Raw genomic sequence first — 24424 nt, forward strand, 5'->3', positions numbered from 1 at the left:
ATGATGGACGTGGGCGGCCTTTTCTGGCCTTCAGCGGTCACACTGGTGAACGGGTCATGCGCCTGGCGGGGGCTGGAAATCCCGTAAAAGCCCCATATCTGTTCCGTCATGTTTAACCGACCGATTCTGTTATATTGACGGATTGGCTTTTCCGACTGGCATACGGCGCATGAACTATCGTCCCGCTATCGAGCAAGATATCCCCCTGATCCGTATTCGTGGTGCGCGTACGCACAACCTCAAGAACGTGAATCTGGATTTGCCGCGCGGCAAGCTCGTGGTTATCACCGGGTTGTCTGGCTCGGGCAAGTCGTCCCTGGCGTTTGACACCTTGTATGCCGAAGGCCAGCGCCGGTATGTCGAGTCGCTCTCGGCCTATGCCCGCCAGTTCCTTCAATTGATGGAAAAGCCCGATGTCGATTTGATCGAGGGCTTGAGCCCGGCGATCTCCATCGAGCAAAAAGCCACCAGCCATAACCCGCGCTCTACCGTGGGTACCGTGACAGAAATCCACGATTACCTGCGCTTGCTGTTTGCGCGGGTTGGTACGCCATATTGCCCGGATCACGAACTGCCACTTGAATCGCAAACCGTCAGCCAGATGGTCGACCATGTGCTGGCGCTACCGGAAGACACGCGCCTGATGATCCTGGCGCCGCTGGTGATTGGCCGCAAAGGCGAAAATCTCGAGTTATTCGACGAATTGCGCGCCCAGGGTTTCGTACGGGTACGCGTTGATGGCGAAGCATACGAACTCGACGCTGTTCCCAAGCTGGACAAGAACAAAAAACACACCATTGAGGTGGTGATCGACCGCCTTAAGGTGCGTGATGACGTGAAACAACGCGTCGCGGAGTCGTTCGAGACCGCGCTGCGACACGCCGATGGTCGTGCCATTGCCGTGGAAATGGAAAGCGGCAAAGAGCACTGGTTCTCTGCCAAATTTGCCTGTCCGGTGTGCAGCTTTAGCCTGCCTGAACTGGAGCCACGCCTCTTTTCCTTCAACAACCCGATGGGCGCCTGCCCCAAGTGTGATGGTCTGGGGCAGATCACGTTTTTCGACCCCAAACGTGTGGTGGCCCACCCGGAACTGAGTCTGGCGGCGGGTTGTATCAAGGGTTGGGACAAGCGCAACCAGTTTTACTTCCAGATGCTGACCAATCTGGCCGCGCATTACGACTTCGACACCAATACCGCGTGGGAAGACTTGCCGGAGAACATCCAGCAAGTGGTGCTCTATGGTTCGGGCAAAGAAGAAATCACCTTCGTTTATCTGAACGAACGCGGCAGCCGCTTTGAGCGTGCGCACACCTTTGAAGGGATCATCCCCAATCTGGAGCGCCGCTACCGCGAGACTGATTCCGTGGCCGTACGTGAAGAATTGGCCAAGTACCAGAACAACCAGGCTTGCCCAAGCTGCGGGGGTTCCCGTTTGCGCCGTGAAGCGCGTTACGTGCGTGTGGGCGATGAAACGCTGCACCAGATTTCGCAAATGGCGCTCCGCGATTCCAGCCATTTCTTTACGGCGCTGAGCTTTGAAGGCAACAAGGCGCAAATCGCCGAGAAAATCGTCAAGGAAATCCGCGAGCGACTGGGGTTTCTGGTGAATGTCGGGCTGGACTATCTGAGCCTGGAACGCAGTGCTGATACGTTGTCAGGGGGCGAGGCGCAACGGATTCGTCTGGCGTCGCAGATTGGCTCTGGTCTCACCGGCGTGATGTATGTGCTGGATGAGCCCTCGATCGGCCTGCACCAGCGTGATAACGATCGCTTGATCGCCACCCTGATGCGCTTGCGCGATCTGGATAACACGGTGATCGTGGTCGAACACGATGAAGACGCGATCCGCGCTGCGGATTATCTGGTCGATATGGGCCCCGGCGCGGGTGAGCATGGCGGTCAGGTGATTGCTGAAGGCGTGCCTGAAGTCGTGATGAAGAACCCGGATTCGATCACCGGCCAGTTTCTTTCTGGTACGCGCCGGATCGAACTGCCGGCAGAGCGTCGCCAGCCTGATCCGGACAAATGGTTCACGCTCAAGGGGGCGCACGGCAACAATCTGAAGTTTGTTGATCTGGCGTTGCCGGTGGGTTTGCTGGTGTGCGTGACGGGTGTGTCGGGTTCCGGTAAATCCACGTTGATCAACGACACGCTGTACGCCATTGCCGCGCGTGACCTGAATGGCGCATCGACCGAGCCCGCGCCGTATCACGAAGTGCACGGCATGGATCATTTCGACAAGGTCATTAACGTCGATCAATCCCCGATTGGCCGTACGCCGCGCTCCAATCCGGCGACGTATACCGGTTTGTTTACGCCGATTCGTGAACTGTTTGCCGGCGTGCCGTCATCGCGTGAACGCGGTTATGGGCCTGGTCGCTTCAGTTTCAACGTCAAGGGCGGCCGCTGTGAAGCCTGCCAGGGCGATGGCGTCATCAAGGTGGAAATGCACTTTCTGCCGGACGTCTATGTGCCGTGCGATGTTTGTCATGGCAAGCGCTATAACCGCGAAACACTGGAAGTGCAGTACAAGGGCCAGAACATTACCGAAGTGCTGGAAATGACGGTAGAGCACGCGCTGGAGTTCTTCAGTGCGGTACCTACCGTGGCCCGCAAACTGCAAACGCTGATGGATGTGGGCCTTGGCTACATTCGCCTCGGTCAGTCTGCGACAACGCTGTCTGGTGGTGAAGCACAGCGTGTGAAGCTGGCGCTTGAGCTTTCCAAGCGCGATACCGGTCGCACGCTCTACATTCTGGATGAGCCGACGACAGGTCTGCATTTCCACGACATTGACCTCTTGCTGGGGGTGGTGCGTCGCTTGCGCGAACACGGCAATACCGTGGTGGTGATCGAACATAACCTGGACGTGATCAAAACCGCCGACTGGATTGTTGACCTGGGCCCGGAAGGTGGCGCGGGTGGTGGGGAGATCATCGCCGTCGGTACGCCGGAAGAAGTGGCCAGAAGCACCAAGTCGCATACGGCCAAATACCTCAAGCGCGTACTGGACAGCCACAAGTAACCCGGACTGCCCGATACAAAAAAGCCTCCACATAAGGAGGCTTTTTTTATGGGTGTTACCAGTCTGAACGCAGATTAGCCATTCGGTTGGTAGATCACCAGATGGACACCTGGTGTAAATGACTGCTGCGGGTTCCAGCGCTTGATATCAGCCGTATCGACGTTGTGGCTGCGGGCGATGGAGTTGAGCGTATCCCCGCGCTTGACGACGTACTTCTGTGCAACGGGCGGGGTGTAGCTGATGCGTTTGACACCTGCGGCACCACCGTTGCCATTGCTGGCCAGCTTGAGCGTCTGCCCCAACTGGATATGATTGCTGCGCAGACCGTTCATGGACTTGATCGAGGCCACTGTCACGCCGTAACGCTTGGCGATATTGAACACGGTATCACCCCGTGCCACGCGGTAAGAGATCACGCCATTGCCACTGTCATCACGCATTGCCACGGCTGGCAGACGACGAGCCTGAGGCTTGTCCTGCGCACCGGTATCAACCGGATCTGCAGCGCGGTTTGCAGCCAGTGCGACCAGCGTTTGCTGTTCAGACTCGTTCACGTCCGCATTCTTGGGCACCAGGATCGTCTGACCGCGGGCAACGCGCTCACGCGCGGTGATGTCGTTCACGTCTTTCAGTTCGGCGAGGGACATGCCAAACGAAGAGGCCAGCTTGTCCAGGTTTTCACCAGGATGAGTCACATACGGTTGCCAGTTCAACAACGGCTTGTCGTAGCTGGCCAGATTCTTCTGGAATACATCGACCTTGTCCGCCGGCAGCACCAGCAGGCGCTCATCCTTGTGTGCAATCACCGGACGAATAAAACCCGGGTTCAGACGCAGCAATTCTTCCACTGGCGTTTCAGCCAGTTCGGCTGCCACTTTGACATCCATATGGCGGTCAGGGCTGACCGTCGCGAAGTAAGCGCGGTTGGGGATGTCATTCAGTGCAATACCGTAAGCCGCCGGGTTCTGCACAATATTGCGGATGGCCAGTAGCTTGGGTACGTAATTGCGGGTTTCATCCGGCATGCGCAGGCTGGCAAAGTCGGTCGGCAGACCGGCCGCCTGATTTTTAGCGATCGCACGGGCTACGGCGTTTTCGCCCCAGTTGTAGGAGGCCAGTGCGAGTTGCCAGTCACCGAACATGCCATGCAGTTCTTCCAGGTAGTCCAGCGCGGCTTGCGTGGCCGCGACCACGTCGCGGCGGCCGTCGTACCACCAGGTGCGTTCCAGACCGTAACGCTTGCCCGTATCCGGGATGAACTGCCACATGCCGGCGGCACGGGCGGGAGATTCAGCTTTGGGGTTGTACGCGCTCTCAATCATGGGCAGGAGCGCCAGTTCCATTGGCATGCCGCGTTTTTCGACTTCGCCGGAGACATAGAACAGATAACGCTGACCACGATCCAGAATCCGGTTCAGGTATTCCGGGCGGGCGGCGTAGTAGTTTTCCCACTTGGTGACGAGTGCACTGTCCGGGTCATCCATCGCGAAGCCGGCACGCAGACGATCCCACAAGGAGTTGTAGGCCGCGATGGCTTCGGGCGAGGACTCGCCAAACAGCATCGAGACAGTCAGGCGCGTATCGTCATTGATCTGGAAAGCGGGGTCGTGCAGCTGGTAATCGAGCCGGGTGGTTCCGACTGTTTCTCCTTCAGCAAACGTCGCTGTACTGAGCAGGCCGGCAATAATGCCAGCGAGCAGTCGGTATTTCATGATGCCAAGGCCCTGATTAATTTCAAATTGAACGGATGTTGCCGGGGCATGCCCACACTGTCAACAAGGCATTTCTGAAGTCGGCGGATGACAGGCGGTTCACCCGCGAAACTCGTCTTTCCACCGGCGCAGGGTAGCAAAGACGCTCACCGGGTTTTGTGCGGCTGGATCACGGGTCTGGGCGGCCGCAATGACGGCCGGCTCGTCCGCTCTCAGGAAGGGGTTGGTTGCCAGTTCCAGCCCAATGCTCGAAGGCAAAGTGGGTTGGTTGATCTCGCGTTTTGCGGTCTCGTTGATGATGCGGGCGGCCAGAGGCGCGCTGTCAGGCTCGACTGCGCGGGCAAACCGCAAATTGGATAAGGTGTATTCGTGTGTGCAATAAACCCTGGTGTCTTGCGGCAAGCTGGCCAGCGCGGAGAGTGAGCGGAACATTTGCGCGGGTGTGCCCTCAAAAAGCCGGCCGCAGCCACCAGCAAACAGTGTGTCGCCACAGAACACCCCACCCGCTCCGATATAGCCGATGTGGTCCAGCGTGTGGCCGGGCAGGGCGATAATCCGGAAGTCCGCATCGAGCAGACGGATGGTATCTCCATCTGTGACGGGATTGGTCACACCTGCAATGCTGCCTGGTCCATAGACCGGGCAGGGCGCAGCAGCGGCCAGTTCGGCAAGGCCGCCCACGTGATCGGCGTGGTGATGGGTGGCCAGAATCGCCACCAGATCGAGCTGATTGGCCTTGAGGTAATCCAGCAATGGCGGGGCGCTGCCCGGATCGACGGCGACGGCAGCGGTGCCGTTTTGCAAAAGCCAGATATAATTGTCATCAAAAATGGGAATCGGGGTGATCTTGAACATGGACATGCCCGTCAGCGTGGAAAACACGTTCGACTATTTTGCCGCGTGGCTGCAAAGCCCGCTAGGCAGTTATGTGCTGGCAGAAGAAGCTGGCTGGTTTGACCGCACGACAGCCGATATTTTCGGCTACAAGGCGGTCCAGCTGGAATTGCCGCAAGTGGACTGTCTGCGCAATAACCGGATGCCGTGGCGTGCCATTGCCGGGCAGTCGGCGGGCGTGCGCGTGCGCTGCGTGCCGGAGTTATTGCCATTCGAGAACCAGTCGCTGGACTTGCTGGCCTTGCCGCACGTACTGGACTTCTGCAAAGACCCCCATCAGGTACTGCGTGAGGCTGAGCGAGTGCTGGTGCCAGAAGGTCGTCTTTTGATCACAGGGTTCAATCCGTGGAGTTTATGGGGCATGAAACGCTTGCGGCATCGGCAGCAAAGTGTGCCCTGGCAAGGGCAGTTCATCGCATTGCCGCGACTGAAAGACTGGTTGTCGTTGCTGAATCTGGAGTCCATGCGCGGGGAATACTTGTGCTACAGCCTGCCGGTACAGCAAGAAAAGTGGCTGAATCGCTCGCGCTTCCTGGAAAACGCGGGTGATCGCTGGTGGCCGGCGGCCGGAGGCGTGTATTGTCTGGATCTCGTCAAGCGCGTGCGCGGCGTGCGCATGATCGGCCCCGGCTGGAAGCGCGTACCGGCACCTTCGGGTACGCCGGCAGCGGCCATCGACAAGCTGCGCTTCCAGGCTGAAAAAGATCGCTGCAAGCCCTGAACGGGTCAGCTGCTGCGCTCGTCCCGGTCGCAGGCTTTGGCGGTATCGTTGAGTTCTTTCAGGATTTTCTGCGCTTCATCCCGATTTTTGACCTGAATGTGCAGGTCGTGACCGCTACCCAGGTTGCCGCCACCAAACACGATATGAACATCTGTATCGGTGACGTCGATGTATTGCACCACGGTCAGATTCAACCAGCGATCCGGTTTGCCTGCCATGTCCTTGCCCCAGGGCGCCCGCCACAAGCAAAATGGCGCAGCCTCGGTGGCAGTAGATGTCAGCCCGGCAATCAGGAACGCAACCAGAAAGACAGAACGCATTGTGTTCTTCTCCATAAATCGTGAAGGGCTGCTGATGCAGCCCGGTGCAACGGTGATGGCGAGGCGCGCGAAACGCAGACAGTGCTACCAGTACGGCCAGTGAGCGCAACGCCACCAACCAGGTTGTGGTGGCGGCTACAGGCCATAAGGATTTGAATGCCCATTGTAGAGATGTATACCGACGGTGCCTGCAAGGGCAACCCCGGCCCCGGTGGTTGGGGCGCTTTGTTGCGTTATGGCGATAAAGAAAAAGAACTGTTTGGCGGAGAGCCCCACACGACCAACAACCGTATGGAATTGATGGGTGTGATCAAGGGACTGACGCTCCTGCTGCGTCCCTGCGAAGTCATGGTCTACACCGACTCGCAATATGTGAAGAACGGCATCGAAACCTGGATTCACGGCTGGAAGCGCAATGGCTGGAAGACCGCCGACAAAAAACCGGTGAAGAACGCTGATCTCTGGCAAGAACTGGACACTCAGGTACAGCGCCATCAGGTGACCTGGAAATGGGTGAAAGGTCACTCCGGCCACGAATTCAACGAACGCGCTGACCAGTTGGCCAATCGCGGTGTCGACCAGGTGCTTGGTCGTCTGTAAGTTATTGATATAGAAAATATATGCGTCAAATCATTCTTGATACTGAAACGACCGGCCTGCGCGTTGATGACGGCAACCGCATTCTGGAAATCGCCGCGCTGGAGATGATCGACCGCAAGATTGTGGCCGAACATACCTTGCATCTTTACATCAATCCCGGGCGTGATAGCGAAGAAGGCGCGCTGGGCGTGCACGGGTTGACCACTGAGTTTTTGTCAGACAAGCCCAAATTTGCTGCCATTGTTGATGACTTCCTGAGCTTTGTGGCCGGTTCGGAATTGATCATCCACAACGCGCCATTTGACGTGGGTTTTCTGAACGCCGAACTGGGTTTGCTGGGACGCGGCAAGATCACCGATTACGTCGCTAGCGTGATCGATACGCTGGCCATGGCCAAAGACCAGTTTCCGGGCAAGCGCAATAGTCTGGATGCCCTGTGTGACCGGTTTGAAGTAGACCGCTCTGCGCGGGTGCTGCATGGCGCCCTGATCGACTGTGAACTGCTGGCTGAAGTTTATCTGGCACTGACTCGCGGTCAGGACAGCTTGCTGATCGATTTCCAGCCCGAAACCAGCAGTGGCGGTGCTGCGGGCGTCAGTGCCAGCGGTATCGCGCGCAAACCGCTTAAAGTGTTGCTGCCGACGGAAGACGAACTGGCCGCACACGATACCTACCTGAATGATCTGGACAAAATCGTCAAAGGCCAATGCCTGTGGCATGCCATTGAAAACCCCGCGCCGACTGAAACCGGTACCGCACAATGAGCATCATCGCGCTACTGCCCGCTGCTGGCAGCGGCAGCCGTATGGGCGCGGCAATGCCCAAGCAATATCTCCCGCTGTGCGGCAAAACCGTGATGGAACACACCGTCGCTGCGCTACATGCCGTGCCGGAAATCGACCTGGTTGCCGTGGTGGTTTCGCCCGATGACACCCGCTGGGGTGAACTGGACTGGGGCGGCTTTGACCGCCTCAAGGTGCTGCGTTGCGGTGGCGATAGCCGTGCGGCATCGGTTTGCAATGGCCTTGAGGCTTTGCGTGCCGAAGGCTTTGACGCTCAAAGCTGGGTGCTGGTGCACGATGCTGCCCGGCCATGCGTATCGCCCGATCTGGTGTCTGGCATGATTGCAGCGCTCAAAGATGACCCGGTTGGCGGCATCCTGGCCGTGCCGGTAGCAGATACCCTGAAAGCGGCAGATGCCAGCCAACGGATTGCGGCCACTCGTCCACGGGATGGTTTGTGGCAAGCTCAGACGCCGCAGATGTTCCGCTTGCAGCCGCTCCACGATGCCCTCGTGAGCGGCATGGGGCCGGATATCACCGACGAGGCCAGCGCCATTGAAAAAACCGGGCAGTCCCCAAAACTGATTCACGGTAGCCCGTGGAATCTGAAAGTGACTTACCCGCAGGATCTACACCTGGCCAGCCTGATCCTGGCCAGTGCATCACATGACAAGGATTGAGAAAAAACATGGCAGAAACACTGGTGATCGAGGGTGGCAGCAAGGCAGAACGCTACCAGTCGCTGGAAAAGCAACTGGTGGCCTTGCTGGAAGGTGAACATGACCCCATCGCCCGCATGGCCAATACGGCTGCGGCATTGCAAATGACGTTTGGTTGGCTGTGGATTGGCTTTTACCGCGTAGTTGGCGAGCAACTGGTGCTGGGCCCGTTCCAGGGGCCTATCGCCTGCACTCGTATTGCTTATGGCAAAGGCGTGTGCGGTGGTGCCTGGGCGCAGAACAAAACGCTGGTGGTGCCGGATGTAGACGCCTTCCCCGGCCATATCGCGTGCTCGTCGCTCTCTCGCTCTGAAGTGGTGGTGCCGCTGCACGATGCAGATGGCAAGGTCACTGGCGTGCTGGATGTAGACAGCACCGAGCTAGCCACCTTTGATGATGAAGACGGCTACTGGCTGGAGCGTCTGATGGCCGTAATGACCGACGTGAAGGTGTCAGCATGAGAATCGGCCAGGGCTGGGATGTGCATCGTCTTGTCGAAGGGCGCAAGCTGATCCTCGGTGGCGTAGAGATTCCATTTCATCTCGGCCTGTTGGGCCATTCCGATGCCGACGCGCTTTTGCATGCCATCACCGATGCTGTGCTTGGTGCGGCTGGGCTGGGTGATATTGGCCGGCATTTTCCGGACACCGATCCTGATTTCAAAGGCGCAGACAGTCGTGTGCTGCTGCGCGAAGCCGTACGCCGCGCAGGCGAGGCGGGCTGGGAAGTCGGCAACGTAGACGCCAGTATTCTGATCCAGCAGCCCAAAATGGCGCCGCACATTCCGGCCATGGTTGCCAATATCGCGGCAGATCTGGGTGTGACACCGGCCCAGGTGAATGTCAAAGCCAAAACCTACGAAAAACTGGGCTCGGTTGGCGCATCAGAATCCGTCGAAGCGCAGGCCGTGTGCCTGTTGTTGCCGCGCGATTAAGGAGCGGGTGTGAGCACTGCGCGTGAGTTGGTCCTGCTGGACGGTGGCATGGGGCGCGAACTGGCCCGCATGGGCGCACCATTCCGTCAGCCGGAGTGGTCGGCATTGGCGCTGATGGAAGCCCCCGAGTCTGTCCGGCAGGTGCACGACCGGTTTATTGCTGCGGGCGCACAGGTGATTACCACCAATAGTTACGCGGTTGTGCCGTTTCACGTCGGTGAGGCCGTCTTTGCAGTTGAAGGCAAGCAATTGGCAGCACTGGCAGGGCAATTGGCCCGAGATGCTGCCGCTGCGGCTTCTCACGCGGTGCGGGTGGCGGGATCATTGCCACCAACCTGTGGCTCTTACCGCGCCGATCTGTTTGATCGCAAACAGGCCGATCGCATTCTGGCTTGTCTGGTGAGTGCGCTGGCACCCTCCGTTGATGTCTGGCTGGCAGAAACCCAAAGTACTACCGCAGAAGTGATCGCCGTTCGGGCCGCGCTTGACGCACAGCAGCAGACGCAACCCTTGTGGGTGTCTTATACGCTGGAAGATGAACACCCGGACCCGGCGTGTCCGCGCATCCGCTCGGGAGAGTCTGTGGCAGATGCCGTGAAGGTGGCTGTCGAACTGGATGCTGCTGCGATTCTGTTCAATTGCAGCCAGCCTGAGGTAATGAGTGCTGCCGTGCGCGAAGCGCGCGCCGTGCTCGGCCATCTGGATGTGGATTTACCCGTCGGCGTGTATGCCAATGCTTTTCCGCCGCAAAGCGCAGATGCCGAGGCGAATGGCGAACTTGATGAACTGCGCCCGGATCTTGATCCGTCCGGCTATGCGCGCTGGGCATCACGCTGGCTGGATGAAGGCGTGAGCATCGTCGGTGGCTGCTGCGGCATTGGCCCCGCACACATTGCGTGTGTCCATGAGGTCATCGCTGAACACGATCATCCGCACGGCTGACGGGTCAGGCAGGTAGGTCAGTGAGCGTGAACCGGTAGACGCGTGCCAGGCCGTGGCTGGCCTGCATCGTCCAGTAAAGGCGTCGCGCTGAGCGTCAGCATTGACCACGCACCGTCTTGCCATTGCAGATACCCTCCCGCTCCGGCGTACCAGTCGGGTAATACCCAACGGGTCCCAAAGGGCGCATCGTGTCGTGCAGGCCGGTGGGTATGGCCGTGGATCATCACCCTGGTGCCAGCAGTAACCAGTGCGGTTTCAATGGCAGTGACGTTGACATCCATGATGCTCTGCATCTTTGTCTGGTTGGCGGCACTGGACTGCGCCCTTAACTGCCCGGCTTTGCGATTGCGCCAGCGATAGGGTAGGGCCAGCCAGATCGCCTGCGCCCAGCCACTGCGCACAATGCGGCGAAACTTCATATAGTTCGCGTCATCTGTACAGTAGGCATCGCCGTGTGCCAGTAGTACGGGTGTGTTGTCATCCAGTGAGATGGTCGTGGGGTCGGGCAGGATCGTCAGGCCAGCTTCGCGCGCCAGCCTTTTGCCGCACAGAAAATCCCGGTTGCCGGGCATGAAATACACCGCCACGCCACTGCGGGTGAGTTGCTGGATGTCCTGCGCGATCCCGGCGTAATAAGGCTCTGACAATTGGTCGTCGCCAATCCAGGCGTTGAACAAATCCCCAAGGATATACAGCCGGCTGGCGGCGCTGGCGCGTTCGGCCAGAAAGCGCCGGAATGCCCCGGTGGTGGCCGGGTCTGCCGGTGAAAGGTGCAGATCAGAGATAAACAGGGTCGGTCGGATCATCATGATTGAGGAGCATACAAAAAGCGCGGCCAGATGACCGCGCTTTTTTTGTGTAACGACGTTGGCAGGGTTGTGCCAGCCGCCAGAGTGCTTATTCCAGGACTTCAGCGGTCACGATACTGACATCGTCACGTGGCACATCCTGGTGGAAGCCTTTGTTGCCAGTCTTCACGCCCTTGATCTGGTCAACGACATCCTTGCCTTCGACTACTTTGCCGAACACAGCGTAACCCCAGCCTTGCGGCGTCGGGGACTTGTAGTTCAGGAAGTCGTTATCAGACACGTTGATGAAAAACTGCGCGGAGGCCGAATGCGGTTCCGGCGTGCGGGCCATGGCAACCGTGTAGGCATCGTTCTTCAGGCCGTTGCTGGCTTCGTTCTCGATGTTTTCGCGGGTCGGCTTTTGTTTCAGGCCGGACTCAAAGCCGCCGCCCTGAATCATGAAACCGTCGATGACGCGGTGGAACACCGTACCGTTGTAGTGGCCGTCTTGCACATATTGCACAAAATTGGCGACGGTTTTCGGTGCCTTGGCTTCATCCAGCTCCAGCACGATATCGCCCATGGAGGTGGCAAGCTTCACTTTGGTCGTCATGGTGTCGTGTCCTTTAAAAGGGTCTGCAAATTACAAAAATCAAAAAAATTACTTGCTGCCGCTAGTGCGTGCACTCTTGATCAGGATTGGCGTTGCCGGCACGTCACCGGGCACGGTCGGCGCATCGGCGATGGCGTCAACCACTTCCATACCCTTGATCACCTTGCCAAATACGGCATAGCCATAGCCGTCGCGGCTCGGGTAATTCAGGAAATCGTTGTTCTTGAGGTTGATATAGAACTGGCTGGTGGCCGAGTCTGGATCGCCGGTACGGGCCATTGCCAAGGTGCCGCGGTCATTCTTCAGACCGGCCTTGTAGGCTTTGGCTGCTTCGTTTTTGATCGGCGCACGCGTCGGACGTTCCTTCATGTTGGCGTCCATGCCACCGCCTTGTACCACAAAGTCTTTGACCACCCGATGAAAGATAGTGCCATCGTAGTGTTTGTCTTTTACATATTGCAGAAAGTTGGCGACGGACGCCGGTGCAGCATCCGGATACAACTCGACGGTGATCTGGCCCTTGGATGTATCCAGAACCACTTGCGGATTGGCAGCGGCAGCCACGCCAGCGATCAGTGTCAGGCCCAGTGCCAGCAAGAACTTTTTCATGCGTTATGACTCGATGAGGGGACAAGGCGGCAATGATAGCACGGCAATTTGATGCCTCCTTGCGCTAGAATGGGCGCCAATCTGCCGCTTGAGTGACTACCGGAATCCTTGCCATGTTGCCTGTGCCCCGCCTGCCCGCCCTGCCTTCCGTTGATCGCCTGATTGCTGAATTCGACGTCATGCTGCGTACCCTGGCGGCGCCCGCGATGAGTGAGCGCACTCATCCGGACGCGCACATTGATGAAGCCGAGATGACCGATGCCGACAAATCCCACGCGGCGGGTCTGATGCGGGTGAATCATAGTGGCGAGGTTTGTGCGCAGGCGCTTTATCAGGGGCAAAGCCTTACCGCTCGTGACCCTGCCGCCCGGGACGCTTTGCGGCATGCGGCGCACGAAGAAGTTGAACATCTGGCATGGACCGAGCAACGTCTGCATGAACTGGGGAGTCGCCCTAGCTTGCTCAACCCGTTCTGGTATGCCGGCAGTCTGGCGCTGGGTGTGGCTGCAGGCGTCATTGGTGACAAATGGAACCTCGGGTTTCTGGCGGAAACCGAACGCCAGGTTGGCGAGCATTTGCAGTCGCACCTGCGTGAATTGCCCCCGCAAGATGCCAAGAGTCGTGCGGTGGTCGAACAAATGCATACCGATGAAATGCAACACGCGCATCTGGCCGAAGAAATGGGCGGTGCGCCGTTGCCTCTGCCTGTGGTGCATTTGATGGCGCAAACCTCCAAAGTCATGACGTCGCTGTCTTATCGCTTGTGATGTAAATCCTCCGGATGGCGGAGGATTGGTACTTCGTCACAGCAATTTCTTGATTCGAATCAATTGTTTGTAAAGTGGCATGTTCCAGCGGAACTTGTTCACAGAGAACCCCCCGACGCCCCGCGTATAACTGCATGTCATATCACTTTGACCACGCAGGTGCGGCATGTCACTCCTTCGATCTCCCTCTGAAATTGTCGATTACATGGCGCATCACGGCACCGAAAAAGCCGTGATGCCGGTTTGGCGGCTTGGCCTGATGGCTGTGCTGGGCGGTATGTTTATCGGTCTGGGCACTTTGCTGGCCATGGAAGTCGCCGGTGGCGCCACCGGCCTGGCTGCATCCAACCCCGGGTTGCAGAAATTCTTGTTCGGTGCGGTGTTTCCGCTAGGCTTTATTGCGGTGACGCTCACGGGTGTTGATCTGTTTACATCCAACTGCGCCGGCGGGTTTACCGCCTGGTGGCAAGGTGGCATTGGCGCCAAAACCCTGACGCGCTTCTGGGTTATCTCTTTTGCAGGCAATGCGATTGGTGCAGTGGTAACCGCCTGGTTGTTCGGCCTGGAAACCCATTTGCTGACTTCTGATGCAGCGACCCAGTATCTGATTGCGATTGCCAACGGCAAGGTATCCCACCCGTTCTGGATGACCTTCACCAAGGGTTTGCTGGCGAATATGCTGGTGTGCGTCGCATCGATGCAGGGTTATTCGGCCAAAGACACCTTCGGGCGGATGCTGGGTATCTGGTTCCCGGTGATGGCATTTGTCACACTGGGTATGGAGCACAGTATTGCCAACCTGTTTATCATTCCCGCAGCCATGATGGCTGGGGCTGATATCAGCGTGAGCCAGTTTGTGATTGGCAACCTGATCCCGGCGACACTGGGCAATCTGGTGGGCGGCGCATTGCTGATCGGCCTGCCTTATGCGCTGATTTATCTGCCGGTACGCAAGAAGCCTGTTGCAACTACCAACCATGCGCACCCAGTGGCAGAAGGTTGCGTGCCCGACCTGGTCCCATGATCGGGCTTGTCGGCATGATCCAGAAAAAAAAGGCCGCAATGAGCGGCCTTTTTTACATGCGGTGTGCCCGCAACGCTTAGTCCGCTTCGCGGATTTCGAAGTCGTGTGTGATATCTGCTGTCTTGCCCAGCATGATAGAAGCAGAACAATACTTTTCTGCCGAGAGTTTGATTGCGCGCTCTACCATCTCTGGTTTGAGTGCCTTGCCAGTCACAATGAAGTGAAAATGGATGCGGGTGAAAACCTTCGGGTCTTCAGTGGCGCGGTCTGAATCGACCTCCACCACGCAGTCGCGTACATCGGCGCGGCTCTTTTTCAGAATGTGGATCACATCGTACGTCGTGCAGCCGACGGTGCCCATAAGTACCAGTTCCATCGGGCGCGGGCCCAGATTGCGGCCACCACCTTCAGGTGCACCGTCCATAAGCACTGCATGGCCAGAGCCGGACTCGGCCAGGAAACTGACTGCTTCAACCCATTTCAATCGCGCTTTCATCATCAACCCGCTTGTCTGTCTGAATATAAAGATTATATGTGGAGCCCGATTGTAGCCTTTCAATCCGGCGCCAGACCAGCAGGGGCGGGCTTTGCCTGAATTGCGGCGTTGCAACAATTTTGCTTGAAACGGTTTAGCTGTTTGTCATATACTCAAATCGCAACGTCAAGGTCCGCCTTGATGTTGTCTCCTCCATCCTCCTTCTTTGGTGGAATTCAGCGCAATCCAGACCAGGATTGCGTTTTTTTTGCCACCGTATGTCAGAGTTAACCATTTCCGATGCATTCAGGTTTGACAGAGCCTTGAATACAGGGATAAAATCCGCGACTTTCTCCAAATCGAATTGTGGATACGAGCAGTTATGAAAACTTTTTCTGCCAAGCCGCACGAGGTAAAGCGCGAGTGGTACGTCGTTGACGCCACTGACAAAGTGCTGGGTCGTCTCGCGGCTGAAATCGCCAAGCGTCTGCGTGGCAAGCACAAGGCCGAGTACACCCCTCACGTTGATACGGGCGACTACATCGTAGTGGTTAACGCAGACAAACTGCGCGTAACCGGTGACAAGGCAACGTCCAAGATTTACTACCGTCACTCCGGTTTCCCGGGCGGTATCTATGAACGTACCTTCACTGAACTGCAAAACAAGTTCCCGGGCCGTGTGCTCGAGACCGCAGTGAAAGGCATGCTGCCGAAGGGCCCACTGGGCTACGCCATGCTGAAGAAGCTGAAGGTTTATGCTGGCACTGAGCATCCGCACTCTGCCCAGCTGCCGCAAGTTCTGGATATCTAAGGAAAGCCCAAATGGTAGGTAAATACTATTACGGTACCGGTCGTCGCAAGAGCGCAGTTGCTCGTGTGTTTCTGACCAAGGGCACCGGTAACATCGTTGTTAACGGCAAGCCGCTGGATCAATACTTCGCTCGTGAAACCGGCCGCATGGTCGTTCGCCAGCCGCTGGAACTGACCCAGAACCTCGAATCCTTTGACATTCTGGTCAATGTGGTTGGTGGTGGCGAAACCGGTCAAGCCGGCGCACTGCGTCACGGCATCACCCGCGCTCTGATCGACTTCTCTGCTGAACTGAAGCCGACTCTGAAGGCTGCTGGTCTGGTTACTCGCGATGCGCGTGAAGTTGAACGTAAGAAGGTTGGTCTGCGCAAGGCCCGCCGTCGCAAGCAATTCTCCAAGCGTTAATTCGCTGCGAGTGTTTCTTGCTCAAAAGAACCGCCCCTTGTGGGCGGTTTTTTCATTTTCAGGCTCCGGTCTATGGATGTGTGTCCTGGCTTCATGCTTTTATGTCCGTTTTTTGACCTCTGACGAGTGGCCGGCGTCAGCAGACTTGCGATGGCGTGCGTTACAGAGATCGCAGTAAGGTAGACCGTTTAGTCTGTTATTATCTTCAGTCTGACTTTTTAGCCATGGGAGACAAGCAAACATGATCAACGTGGGTATTGTTGGCGGCACCGGTTACACCGGCGTAGAACTGCTGCGTTTGTTGTCCCGCCATGGTGGCGCCCGGATCAAGGCTGTTACCTCGCGCAAGGAAGCCGGCATGCCGGTTGCTGACATGTTCCCGAGCCTGCGTGGCTGCGTGGATGTCGCGTTTTCCTCGCCGGATGACTCTGACCTCAAGCAATGCGACGTCGTGTTCTTTGCTACTCCGCATGGTGTGGCTATGGCTCAGGCGCGCGAACTGCTTGAAGCGGGCGTCAAGGTGATTGATCTGGCTGCGGATTTCCGGCTGAAAGATCCTGAAGAATTCCAGAAGTGGTATGCCATGGCGCATACCTGTACTGACCTCCTGGCTGAAGCTGTATACGGCTTGCCAGAAGTGAATCGTGAGGCCATCCGCAAGGCCCGTCTGATTGGTATGGCAGGCTGTTACCCGACCTCTGTGCAACTCGGTTTCAAACCTCTGCTGGACGGTGGCAAGAAACTCATCGACACCCAGACGCTGATCGCTGACTGTAAATCCGGCGTGTCCGGCGCCGGCCGCAAGGCTGAAGTGGGTACGTTGTTTGCCGAAGCGGGTGACAATTTCAAAGCTTATGGCGTGAAGGGGCATCGTCACTCGCCGGAAATGATCCAGGGGCTGACTGCTATTCACGGCGCTCCGGTCAATCTGACCTTCGTGCCGCATCTGACGCCGCTGATTCGCGGCATTCATTCCACGTTGTACGCGCGTATCCTGCCCGAGGCGCGCGATACAGATTTCCAGAAGTTGTTTGAAGACTGCTTTGCCAACGAGCCGTTCGTGGATGTGATGCCGGCAGGTGCCACACCGGAAACCCGTTCTGTGCGTGGTTCCAACTACGCCCGGATTGCGGTTCATCGCCCGGGAAATGGCGATCTTCTGATTATTCTGGTGGTGGAAGATAACCTCGTGAAGGGCGCTTCTGGCCAGGCGGTACAAGTGATGAACCTGATGTTCGGCTTGCCGGAACAGCAGGGCCTCGACATTGTCCCGCTGCTGCCCTGAGGTCCGCTGACTCATGCGACGGCGGCTTTACCGTTTGCAAAGGGCGCGGCTGACCGCCGCGCCCTTGTCTGTCAAACCGGCACCAGGTGTCACCGGTCGGCTATTGCAATTGACAACGCTGGTCGGCGTCTTGTCGGTGGCGGTCGTGACGGGGGTATGGTGGGGCTATCAGAATGGTTCGAGGCAGGAAAGTGAGCGCTTGGGGCAAGCCGCCAGAGCGTCACTGGCCAATGCCAGTGCGTTGGCTCAGGTCAGCTTGCAGCTCGCAGAGAAAACCCAGCAATTGCAAATGGCCGATGCAGCACGTGCGGCGCTCGCCGGTGATCTTTCCAGCGCTCAGCAGGAGCTGGCCAGCAGTCGCGAGCGCCTTGCCTTTTTCGAGACATTGCTTACGGCCAATGATCGCGCTCATCAGGTGAGTTTTGCCTCCTGTGAGTTTGAACCGGGCGAGCAGAACAAATGGCATTACCGTCTCACGGTGGTGCAAGGGGTAGATCGCGCCCCGGAGTTTGATGGTGTGCTCAACATCTCTGCCACCAGCAAGGCCAAACCCGCGCGGATCGAATTCGCGCAGCAAACGGTACGGGTCAAGCACTATCAGCGTATCGAAGGGGATGTCACGTTGCCCGATGGCGCACGGCCTGAGCTGTTTGAGGCCACGCTGGGCGTCAAGGATGCCAGGACCACACTGGCGCAATGTCAGAAGAAAGCCGGAGGAATTTGATGTTCAAGAACAAAAAGGGTAGCCAGCGTATCGACAGCCTGATCGGTCAAGGCAGTGCGGTCAGTGGCGATGTCGTGTTTGCCGGTGGCTTGCGGGTTGATGGCACCATTCGTGGCAGTGTGACCGCAGCGGATGAAAAAAATGGCACGCTCGTCGTCTCGGAGAAAGCCAGGGTTGAAGGCAAGGTGCGCTGCAGCCATCTTGTACTGAACGGTGAAGTCGTCGGCCCGATCGAGTGTTCGCAGTTTGTCGAGTTGCAGCCCAAAGCCCGGATCAAGGGTGATCTCACCTACAAGATGCTGGAAATGCATCCGGGTGCAGTGATTGAAGGCCGGTTGATCCCGCTGGCAGGTGCTACGGTCGTCACGCCTGCTGCCGAAAAGACTGCACCGAGTGCGCAAGAGAAAGAAACCGCACACGTCTGAGGGGCGCCGCATGAATGCGATGCCCGCTTTGTCCGTTTGACAGATTGACCGCCCGCCATGCGAGGCGGATAATCCAACTATATTAGTCAACTATTGCAGGAGCATCCCATGAATGCGGTAGCCGAAATGCCGAGCCCGTTCATTTTCACTGATTCCGCGGCCAGCAAGGTACGCGAACTGATCGAGGAAGAAGGTAATCCCGATCTGAAATTGCGCGTATTCGTGACCGGTGGTGGCTGCTCTGGCTTTCAGTACGGCTTCACGTTCGATGAAATCGTCAACGAAGATGACACCCCGGTCGAGAAAAGTGGTGTAACCCTGCTGATCGATCCGATGAGCTACCAGTACCTGGTTGGTGCTGAAATCGACTACGTCGAAAGCCTGGAAGGTTCGCAATTCACCATCAAGAACCCGAACGCTACCTCTACCTGCGGGTGCGGTTCTTCGTTCTCGGTCTGACCGGTCACTACGACCAAATCAAAAAAGGAAGTCTGCGGACTTCCTTTTTTTATGTCTGGGATATCCATAATGAAGCTTTTCCGGTCACGAGGGTGGGTTCATGTTTGAAGCAGCAGAACTGGGTCACCATATCGATAAGGCTACTTACAAGGCCGAAGAGCCCGGCTTGCGTGAGGCGCTGCTCGATCTGCAATACCAGTTGCATGAGCGCGCAGAGCGGTCGGTGGTGATCTTGCTGAGTGGCGTGCCCACGGCCGGCAAGGGCGAAATGGCCAACAAGCTGATGGAGTGGCTCGATCCACGCCATATCGCTACCCACGCTTTTGGTACGCATTCACAAGACGATGCCGGTCGCCCGGAGATGTACCGCTTCTGGCGTAGCCTGCCGCCCAAAGGCCAGATCTCCATCCTGTTTGGTGGTTGGTATGCCGGGCCGATCTGGGAAGGTGAGCAACAACAGGATTTTGCCGCCTGGCAGCGCGAGGCAGAAAAAATTGCACGCTTTGAGCGCATGCTGGCATCGGAAGGTGTGCTGTTGCTCAAGTTCTGGCTGCATTTATCTGCCGATGAACTCAAAAAGCGGATGAAAGCACTCTCTGACAACCCGCTCACGGCCTGGCGGATAGCCGACGAAGACCACGTGTATCTCAAACACTATCAGCGCAACCTGGAGGGCGCCCGCAAGCTCTTGATGGCGACCAATCTGGCTGATGCGCCATGGCGTGTGGTCGAGTGCGTGGATGAAAACTTCCGGGCGCTCACTGTGGGTCGCCAGTTGAAGGACGCGCTGGCGCATCACGTTGCTCAAAGTGGCCAGACAGAAAATCGCGTTGATGCGCCGCCTTTGCTGGCACCGGTGGATGGCTTGCGGCTGCTAGATACACTCAAGCTGGATCAGGATCTCGACAAGAAAGACTATCAGCGCGAACTTGAGCTATTGCAAGGTCGCCTCAATGGGCTCAGCCGCGATCCGGGTTTCAGGAACATGGCAGTTGTTGTGGCATTTGAAGGCATGGATGCCGCAGGCAAGGGCGGTAGCATTCGCCGTATCACCGGTGCGCTGGATGTACGCAGCTATCAGGTCGTGCCCATCGCAGCGCCGACTGATGAAGAAAAAGCCCAGCCCTGGCTATGGCGTTTCTGGCGACATGTCCCCGCGCGTGGCCGCTTTACCGTGTTTGATCGAACCTGGTATGGTCGGGTGCTGGTGGAGCGCATCGAAGGGTTTGCCCGTGTGCCGGAATGGATGCGTGCCTACAACGAGATCAACGATTTTGAAATGCAACTCGATGCCGCGAACGTGATCGTGGTGAAATTCTGGCTGGCCATTGATGACGAAGAACAACTCAAGCGCTTCAAGGCGCGCGAAGAGATTGGCTACAAACGATTCAAGATTACCGATGATGACTGGCGCAACCGCGAAAAATGGAGTCAGTACATTGAAGCGGCAAGCGACATGATTGAGCGCACCAGCACGCCTTATGCGCCCTGGCACCTGATTGGCGCCAATAACAAGTATCATGCGCGGATCAAAGTGCTGCAGACGCTGTGCGAAACCATTGAGGCGCGTCTTGCACGACGGCAGACGGCGGACAAAGCCGCACACAAGAAAAAGTAGCATCCATTCTGAACCTGATGCCGGTCTGCTCTGCGGTCCGTGCGTTTTTTTAGCTTGTCGGAGACTCGAGCATGAAACCTATCCTTGATGCAGCCGTGCTGGATCAACTGTTCGTTAACGCCCGCACCTATAGCCATTTCAAGCCGCAAGAAGTCACCGACGCTACCCTCAAGCGTCTGTACGAACTTTGCCGTTATGCGCCGACGGCTGCCAACTCTAACCCGGCTCGTTTTGTGTTCGTCAAATCACAAACAGCCAAAGAAAAACTCAAGCCGGCGTTGTCGGCAGGTAACGTCGACAAAACGATGGCTGCGCCCGTGACCGTGATCGTCGCGTACGATCTGGAATTCTACGAAAAACTGCCCAAGCTGTTTCCGCATGTCGATGCGCGCGCCTGGTTTGCGGGTAACGATGGCGCCATCCAGAGCACCGCGTTTCGCAACGGTAGCCTGCAGGGTGCATATTTGATCGAAGCCGCGCGTGCATTGGGTCTGGACTGCGGTCCGATGTCCGGGTTTGATAACGCTGCAGTCGATGCGGCGTTTTTTGCAGGAACAAGCTGGAAATCCAACTTCCTCATCAACCTGGGTTATGGGGACGATACGCAACTGCATCCGCGTAATCCGCGCCTGGATTTCGACGAAGCCTGCCGTATCGATTAAGCTTGATGCGGCCGCTTTTCTGCGGCCGGGCTGCGCGCCACCCATCCGGGTGGTGTCGCGGCACGAATAACAATGATAAGCCGTGGTTGCCAGGCCATTGACCTGGCACCGGCCGTGGATGGTCACATCCACTTTGGGGATTGCACGCAACATGAGTGACTGGAGTGTCTGGAAAGCGCTGGAAGACTGGCGCAGCCGCAAGCACGAACTCGACCCGATGTTTGCCGCTGCCGGCGTTGCGCCGGAGCTGGAATCCATGGTGTCGCGCGTGCTGGTGGACATTCGCCGGGCGCCCCCGACCCCACCGCTGGCCAGCGGCAACAAGCCACAAGATGACGACGAATATCGTCGCTACACGGAAGCTTTTTACCGGCATTACGATGACAGCCTGTTCAAGGCGGAGTCTTTGCTGCGTCACCCGTGGGTGCCAGAAGCCGAACCGCTGGCACGTAACGTACGCAATGAGGTCACCCGGTTGCGTCAGGCCATGGAAGCCAATCCAGGCAAGCTGCCTGACTTTGGCCGCCTTGAAACTGCGCTGGGGCATTATCTCAAGCTCGATGACCCCTCGCTGCCGATTAATCCGCAGATGCTGGCAGCACGCAAACAGACGCTGACTGAAGTGGCGGGTTATCCGCTCCTGGTGCAGCATTCTCAAGCGCACCAGTTCAATGATTTGCTGCCACCTATGGCATCCGAATCGTTTGAACTGGATTACAACCAGCACCTGCAAACCTATCTGGACACGCCCTGGTTGCACTCGCGCCTGATTACCCAATGGTACGCCACGGTCTCCATTGAAATCGCCATGGCCAAACGCAAGCGTGATGCGGTGAATGATGAACGCCTGCGCGAGGGGCTAGGCTGGCGTTGGCCCGCACCATCGGTGTGGCTGAAGGATTTCGATCAGGCGGACCAGATGTGGTACCTGGTGCTGGTGATCATCGCCATTGCTGCGCTCTTTATGGAGTGGTGGCTCCTGGCTTTTGCCATCATCATCTGGATGAACCTCTCCTTGGCGGCATTCCGGCGCGAACAAAAAGAAATCGAACGCCGCCGCGCCCACGTGGTTGCCCGGTTGCACTTGCTCAAAAAAGTGCGTGACCGCTTTGCCAATGGCCACACACCACTGGAGCGGCTGGAAACCCAGTTGCATCAACTGGATGAAGGCGATCTATTGAATGATCGTTTCCTGCAGCTTCTGCGGCTGCATCAACACACCGCCTGACACTGTTATGCGCGAAAGCGGGGTGCCGGCAGCGCGGCTGCGGTAAAATCACGCCTTTCTTGCAAGCCGCACTTATGTCCGCCCGTCCCGCTCCCCTGGAAATCCTTCAGCACGTTTTTGGATACCGCGATTTTCGCGGTATGCAGACCGATATCGTCCAGCACGTGACTGAGGGTGGCGATGCGCTGGTACTCATGCCTACCGGCGGCGGCAAATCCCTGTGTTATCAGATTCCTGCTCTGGCGCGGCCCGGTTGCGCCGTGGTGGTGTCGCCATTGATTGCCCTGATGCAAGACCAGGTCGATGCATTGCGCCAACTGGGCGTATCGGCTGCGTTTCTGAATTCCACGCTCAGCCAGGAAGAATCCCGCGAGGTGTCGCAGGCGTTTGTGAATGGTGACCTGCAACTGTTGTACGCCGCACCAGAGCGTCTGGTCACACCCTGGTTCATGTCACTGCTGCAGCAGACACAGATTGCGCTGTTTGCCATTGATGAGGCGCATTGCGTCTCCCAGTGGGGTCATGATTTCCGGCCGGAGTATCTGGGGTTATCGGTGCTGGCTGAGCAATTCCCGGGTGTGCCGCGTATTGCGCTGACCGCCACAGCCGATCACGCCACGCGTGAAGAGATTGTCTCCCGTCTCGCATTGCAAAACGCGCGCCAGTTCGTGACCAGTTTTGATCGGCCTAACATCACCTACACCATCGTCGAAAAAAAGAACGCGCGTGATCAGCTCTTGACGCTATTGCGCCGCGAGCATGAAGGCGATGCCGGCATTGTGTACTGTTTGTCGCGCAAGAAAGTGGAAGAAACTGCGGCATGGCTGCGTGAGCGCGAGATCAAGGCGTTGCCCTATCACGCCGGTCTGGATGCCAGCACTCGCGCCAAACATCAGCAGTTATTCCTGCGGGAAGAAGGCGTTGTGATGGTCGCCACCATTGCGTTTGGCATGGGGATCGACAAGCCCGACGTGCGTTTTGTGGCGCATCTGGATTTACCCAAAAGCATAGAGAACTACTACCAGGAAACTGGCCGGGCCGGGCGCGATGGGCAACCTGCCACGGCCTGGATGGCCTACGGCCTGAATGATGTCGTGCTGCTGGCAGAGATGATCGAACAGGGCAACAGTGGCGATACGCAGAAGCAGGTCGAGCGCCGCAAACTGGATGCCATGCTGGGCTTGTGTGAAGCCACTGGCTGCCGCCGACAGGCATTGTTGGGCTACTTTGGCGAACATACCGCGCCATGCGGTAACTGCGACAACTGTCTGAATCCACCGCAACTGACCGATGTGAGTGAGTCTGCCCGCATGGCATTGTCGTGCGTATTTCGCACGGGGAATCGCTTTGGCGTCGGGCATCTGGTCGATGTCTTGCGTGGCAAACTCAATGACAAGGTCAAAAGCTGGCAACACGACAAAACCAGTACTTTCGGCATTGGGCAGGATGTAGATGAGGCCACCTGGCGCGCCATTTACCGCCAATTGCTGGCCAAAGGCGCGCTGCAAGTCAGTGGTGATGGTCACGGCGCGCTGGCGCTGGGTGATGCGGCCCGGCCTATCTTGCGTGGTGAAGAACCGTTGTTCTTGCGCGCCCGGACTGAGAAGTTCCATGTACGCGATCGTGACAGCAGTGAATTCCTGGAGCCGGAAGACAAACAACTGTGGGCTGCGCTTCGCCGCAAGCGCAAAGAGTTGGCCGATAACCAGAACGTACCGGCGTATGTAATCTTTGCCGATGCCACGCTCAAGGAAATGGTCCGCCTGCGCCCGGCAGACCGTTATGAGATGGCACGGATTTCCGGCGTTGGCGATCGCAAGCTGGAGAAATACGCGGATGACTTCCTGACAGTGATCGCGGAGCGGGGCTGAGGCCCCCTGCCT

Annotated in this window: 27 protein-coding genes; 20 read left to right on the forward strand and 7 right to left on the reverse strand. The window is 57.5% G+C overall.

Annotated elements, in window-relative coordinates; genetic code table 11:
- The first annotated feature begins 169 nt into the window (after positions 1 to 169).
- Positions 170 to 3025, forward strand: coding sequence for an excinuclease ABC subunit UvrA (gene uvrA, locus IEX44_RS12965; protein WP_188694392.1), 2856 nt, complete (start codon positions 170 to 172; stop codon positions 3023 to 3025).
- A 74-nt stretch (positions 3026 to 3099) separates the two neighbouring features.
- On the opposite strand, the gene IEX44_RS12970 is transcribed toward uvrA, so the two are convergent.
- On the reverse strand, positions 3100 to 4737 hold the full coding sequence (locus tag IEX44_RS12970; RefSeq protein WP_188694395.1) for a lytic transglycosylase: 1638 nt from the start codon (positions 4735 to 4737) through the stop codon (positions 3100 to 3102).
- A gap of 99 nt (positions 4738 to 4836) precedes the next feature.
- Positions 4837 to 5598 carry a hydroxyacylglutathione hydrolase gene (gene gloB, locus IEX44_RS12975; RefSeq protein ID WP_229679073.1) on the reverse strand — a complete coding sequence of 254 codons (762 nt, stop codon included), beginning with the start codon at positions 5596 to 5598 and terminating at the stop codon, positions 4837 to 4839.
- Here gloB and IEX44_RS12980 point away from each other — a divergent pair.
- Positions 5591 to 6352, forward strand: coding sequence for a class I SAM-dependent methyltransferase (locus IEX44_RS12980; protein ID WP_188694401.1), 762 nt, complete (start codon positions 5591 to 5593; stop codon positions 6350 to 6352). The genes gloB and IEX44_RS12980 overlap by 8 nt on opposite strands.
- Positions 6353 to 6357: 5 nt before the next feature.
- Here IEX44_RS12980 and IEX44_RS12985 read toward each other — a convergent pair whose 3' ends face one another.
- Positions 6358 to 6672 (reverse strand): hypothetical protein, encoded by a 315-nt coding sequence (locus IEX44_RS12985; RefSeq protein ID WP_188694404.1) that lies wholly within the window; start codon positions 6670 to 6672, stop codon positions 6358 to 6360.
- Positions 6673 to 6828: 156 nt separating this feature from the next.
- Between IEX44_RS12985 and rnhA the strand changes: the two genes are divergently transcribed.
- From rnhA to IEX44_RS13015, 6 genes are read left to right on the forward strand one after another with little or no spacing between them, the layout of a single operon-like run.
- On the forward strand, positions 6829 to 7272 hold the full coding sequence (rnhA, locus tag IEX44_RS12990) for a ribonuclease HI (protein ID WP_188694409.1): 444 nt from the start codon (positions 6829 to 6831) through the stop codon (positions 7270 to 7272).
- Positions 7273 to 7292: 20 nt separating this feature from the next.
- Positions 7293 to 8036: a DNA polymerase III subunit epsilon gene (gene dnaQ / locus IEX44_RS12995; protein WP_188694412.1), complete on the forward strand. Its 744-nt coding sequence runs from the start codon at positions 7293 to 7295 to the stop codon at positions 8034 to 8036.
- On the forward strand, positions 8033 to 8734 hold the full coding sequence (ispD, locus tag IEX44_RS13000) for a 2-C-methyl-D-erythritol 4-phosphate cytidylyltransferase (protein ID WP_188694413.1): 702 nt from the start codon (positions 8033 to 8035) through the stop codon (positions 8732 to 8734). The genes dnaQ and ispD overlap by 4 nt, the downstream gene beginning before the upstream one ends.
- 8 nt (positions 8735 to 8742) lie before the next feature.
- Positions 8743 to 9234: a free L-methionine (R)-S-oxide reductase MsrC gene (gene msrC / locus IEX44_RS13005; protein WP_188694416.1), complete on the forward strand. Its 492-nt coding sequence runs from the start codon at positions 8743 to 8745 to the stop codon at positions 9232 to 9234.
- The gene (gene ispF, locus IEX44_RS13010; protein ID WP_188694419.1) at positions 9231 to 9707 is read left to right on the forward strand and encodes a 2-C-methyl-D-erythritol 2,4-cyclodiphosphate synthase; all 477 of its coding nucleotides are present in this window, start codon (positions 9231 to 9233) and stop codon (positions 9705 to 9707) included. Before msrC ends, ispF begins: the two co-directional genes overlap by 4 nt.
- Positions 9708 to 9716: 9 nt before the next feature.
- On the forward strand, positions 9717 to 10649 hold the full coding sequence (locus IEX44_RS13015) for a homocysteine S-methyltransferase family protein (RefSeq protein WP_229679075.1): 933 nt from the start codon (positions 9717 to 9719) through the stop codon (positions 10647 to 10649).
- Between the two features lie 17 nt (positions 10650 to 10666).
- Here the strand turns inward: IEX44_RS13015 and IEX44_RS13020 are convergent, their stop codons facing one another.
- From IEX44_RS13020 to IEX44_RS13030, 3 genes are all read right to left on the reverse strand, one after another.
- Entirely contained in the window at positions 10667 to 11458 is a 792-nt protein-coding gene (locus IEX44_RS13020; RefSeq protein WP_229679077.1) for a UDP-2,3-diacylglucosamine diphosphatase, read from the reverse strand.
- 88 nt (positions 11459 to 11546) lie between these two features.
- A complete protein-coding gene (locus IEX44_RS13025; RefSeq protein WP_188694422.1) occupies positions 11547 to 12050 on the reverse strand; it encodes a peptidylprolyl isomerase in 504 nt (167 codons plus the stop codon).
- A gap of 48 nt (positions 12051 to 12098) precedes the next feature.
- Positions 12099 to 12659, reverse strand: a complete 561-nt coding sequence (locus IEX44_RS13030; protein WP_188694425.1) for a peptidylprolyl isomerase — start codon at positions 12657 to 12659, stop codon at positions 12099 to 12101.
- 113 nt (positions 12660 to 12772) lie between these two features.
- Here IEX44_RS13030 and coq7 point away from each other — a divergent pair, with 113 nt between their 5' ends.
- Together coq7 and IEX44_RS13040 are read left to right on the forward strand one after the other, a co-directional pair.
- Entirely contained in the window at positions 12773 to 13426 is a 654-nt protein-coding gene (gene coq7 / locus IEX44_RS13035; protein WP_188694428.1) for a 2-polyprenyl-3-methyl-6-methoxy-1,4-benzoquinone monooxygenase, read from the forward strand.
- A 166-nt stretch (positions 13427 to 13592) separates the two neighbouring features.
- Entirely contained in the window at positions 13593 to 14450 is an 858-nt protein-coding gene (locus tag IEX44_RS13040) for a formate/nitrite transporter family protein (RefSeq protein ID WP_188694431.1), read from the forward strand.
- Between the two features lie 76 nt (positions 14451 to 14526).
- Here the strand turns inward: IEX44_RS13040 and IEX44_RS13045 are convergent, their stop codons facing one another.
- A complete protein-coding gene (locus IEX44_RS13045; protein WP_188695170.1) occupies positions 14527 to 14946 on the reverse strand; it encodes an OsmC family protein in 420 nt (139 codons plus the stop codon).
- A 361-nt stretch (positions 14947 to 15307) separates the two neighbouring features.
- Between IEX44_RS13045 and rplM the strand changes: the two genes are divergently transcribed.
- The 10 genes from rplM to recQ all read left to right on the forward strand — a co-directional run bounded on the left by rplM (position 15308) and on the right by recQ (position 24412).
- Entirely contained in the window at positions 15308 to 15736 is a 429-nt protein-coding gene (rplM, locus tag IEX44_RS13050) for a 50S ribosomal protein L13 (protein WP_184099901.1), read from the forward strand.
- 11 nt (positions 15737 to 15747) lie between these two features.
- Entirely contained in the window at positions 15748 to 16140 is a 393-nt protein-coding gene (gene rpsI, locus IEX44_RS13055; RefSeq protein WP_188694433.1) for a 30S ribosomal protein S9, read from the forward strand.
- 241 nt (positions 16141 to 16381) lie between these two features.
- Positions 16382 to 17425 (forward strand): N-acetyl-gamma-glutamyl-phosphate reductase, encoded by a 1044-nt coding sequence (gene argC / locus IEX44_RS13060; protein ID WP_188694436.1) that lies wholly within the window; start codon positions 16382 to 16384, stop codon positions 17423 to 17425.
- Positions 17426 to 17438: 13 nt separating this feature from the next.
- Positions 17439 to 18149 carry a DUF6776 family protein gene (locus IEX44_RS13065; protein ID WP_188694440.1) on the forward strand — a complete coding sequence of 237 codons (711 nt, stop codon included), beginning with the start codon at positions 17439 to 17441 and terminating at the stop codon, positions 18147 to 18149.
- Positions 18149 to 18574, forward strand: coding sequence for a bactofilin family protein (locus IEX44_RS13070; RefSeq protein ID WP_188694443.1), 426 nt, complete (start codon positions 18149 to 18151; stop codon positions 18572 to 18574). The genes IEX44_RS13065 and IEX44_RS13070 overlap by 1 nt, the downstream gene beginning before the upstream one ends.
- 108 nt (positions 18575 to 18682) lie before the next feature.
- Positions 18683 to 19033: an iron-sulfur cluster insertion protein ErpA gene (gene erpA / locus IEX44_RS13075; protein ID WP_188694446.1), complete on the forward strand. Its 351-nt coding sequence runs from the start codon at positions 18683 to 18685 to the stop codon at positions 19031 to 19033.
- Positions 19034 to 19133: 100 nt separating this feature from the next.
- Positions 19134 to 20651 (forward strand): polyphosphate:AMP phosphotransferase, encoded by a 1518-nt coding sequence (gene pap, locus IEX44_RS13080; protein ID WP_188694449.1) that lies wholly within the window; start codon positions 19134 to 19136, stop codon positions 20649 to 20651.
- 71 nt (positions 20652 to 20722) lie between these two features.
- Positions 20723 to 21313, forward strand: a complete 591-nt coding sequence (locus tag IEX44_RS13085) for a malonic semialdehyde reductase (RefSeq protein ID WP_188694451.1) — start codon at positions 20723 to 20725, stop codon at positions 21311 to 21313.
- Between the two features lie 151 nt (positions 21314 to 21464).
- Positions 21465 to 22541 (forward strand): hypothetical protein, encoded by a 1077-nt coding sequence (locus IEX44_RS13090; RefSeq protein ID WP_188694455.1) that lies wholly within the window; start codon positions 21465 to 21467, stop codon positions 22539 to 22541.
- A gap of 74 nt (positions 22542 to 22615) precedes the next feature.
- Positions 22616 to 24412 (forward strand): DNA helicase RecQ, encoded by a 1797-nt coding sequence (gene recQ, locus IEX44_RS13095; RefSeq protein WP_188694458.1) that lies wholly within the window; start codon positions 22616 to 22618, stop codon positions 24410 to 24412.
- Positions 24413 to 24424: the final 12 nt, after the last annotated feature.

This window comes from Silvimonas amylolytica (assembly GCF_014645555.1).
In the GTDB taxonomy this organism is placed as follows: domain Bacteria; phylum Pseudomonadota; class Gammaproteobacteria; order Burkholderiales; family Chitinibacteraceae; genus Silvimonas; species Silvimonas amylolytica.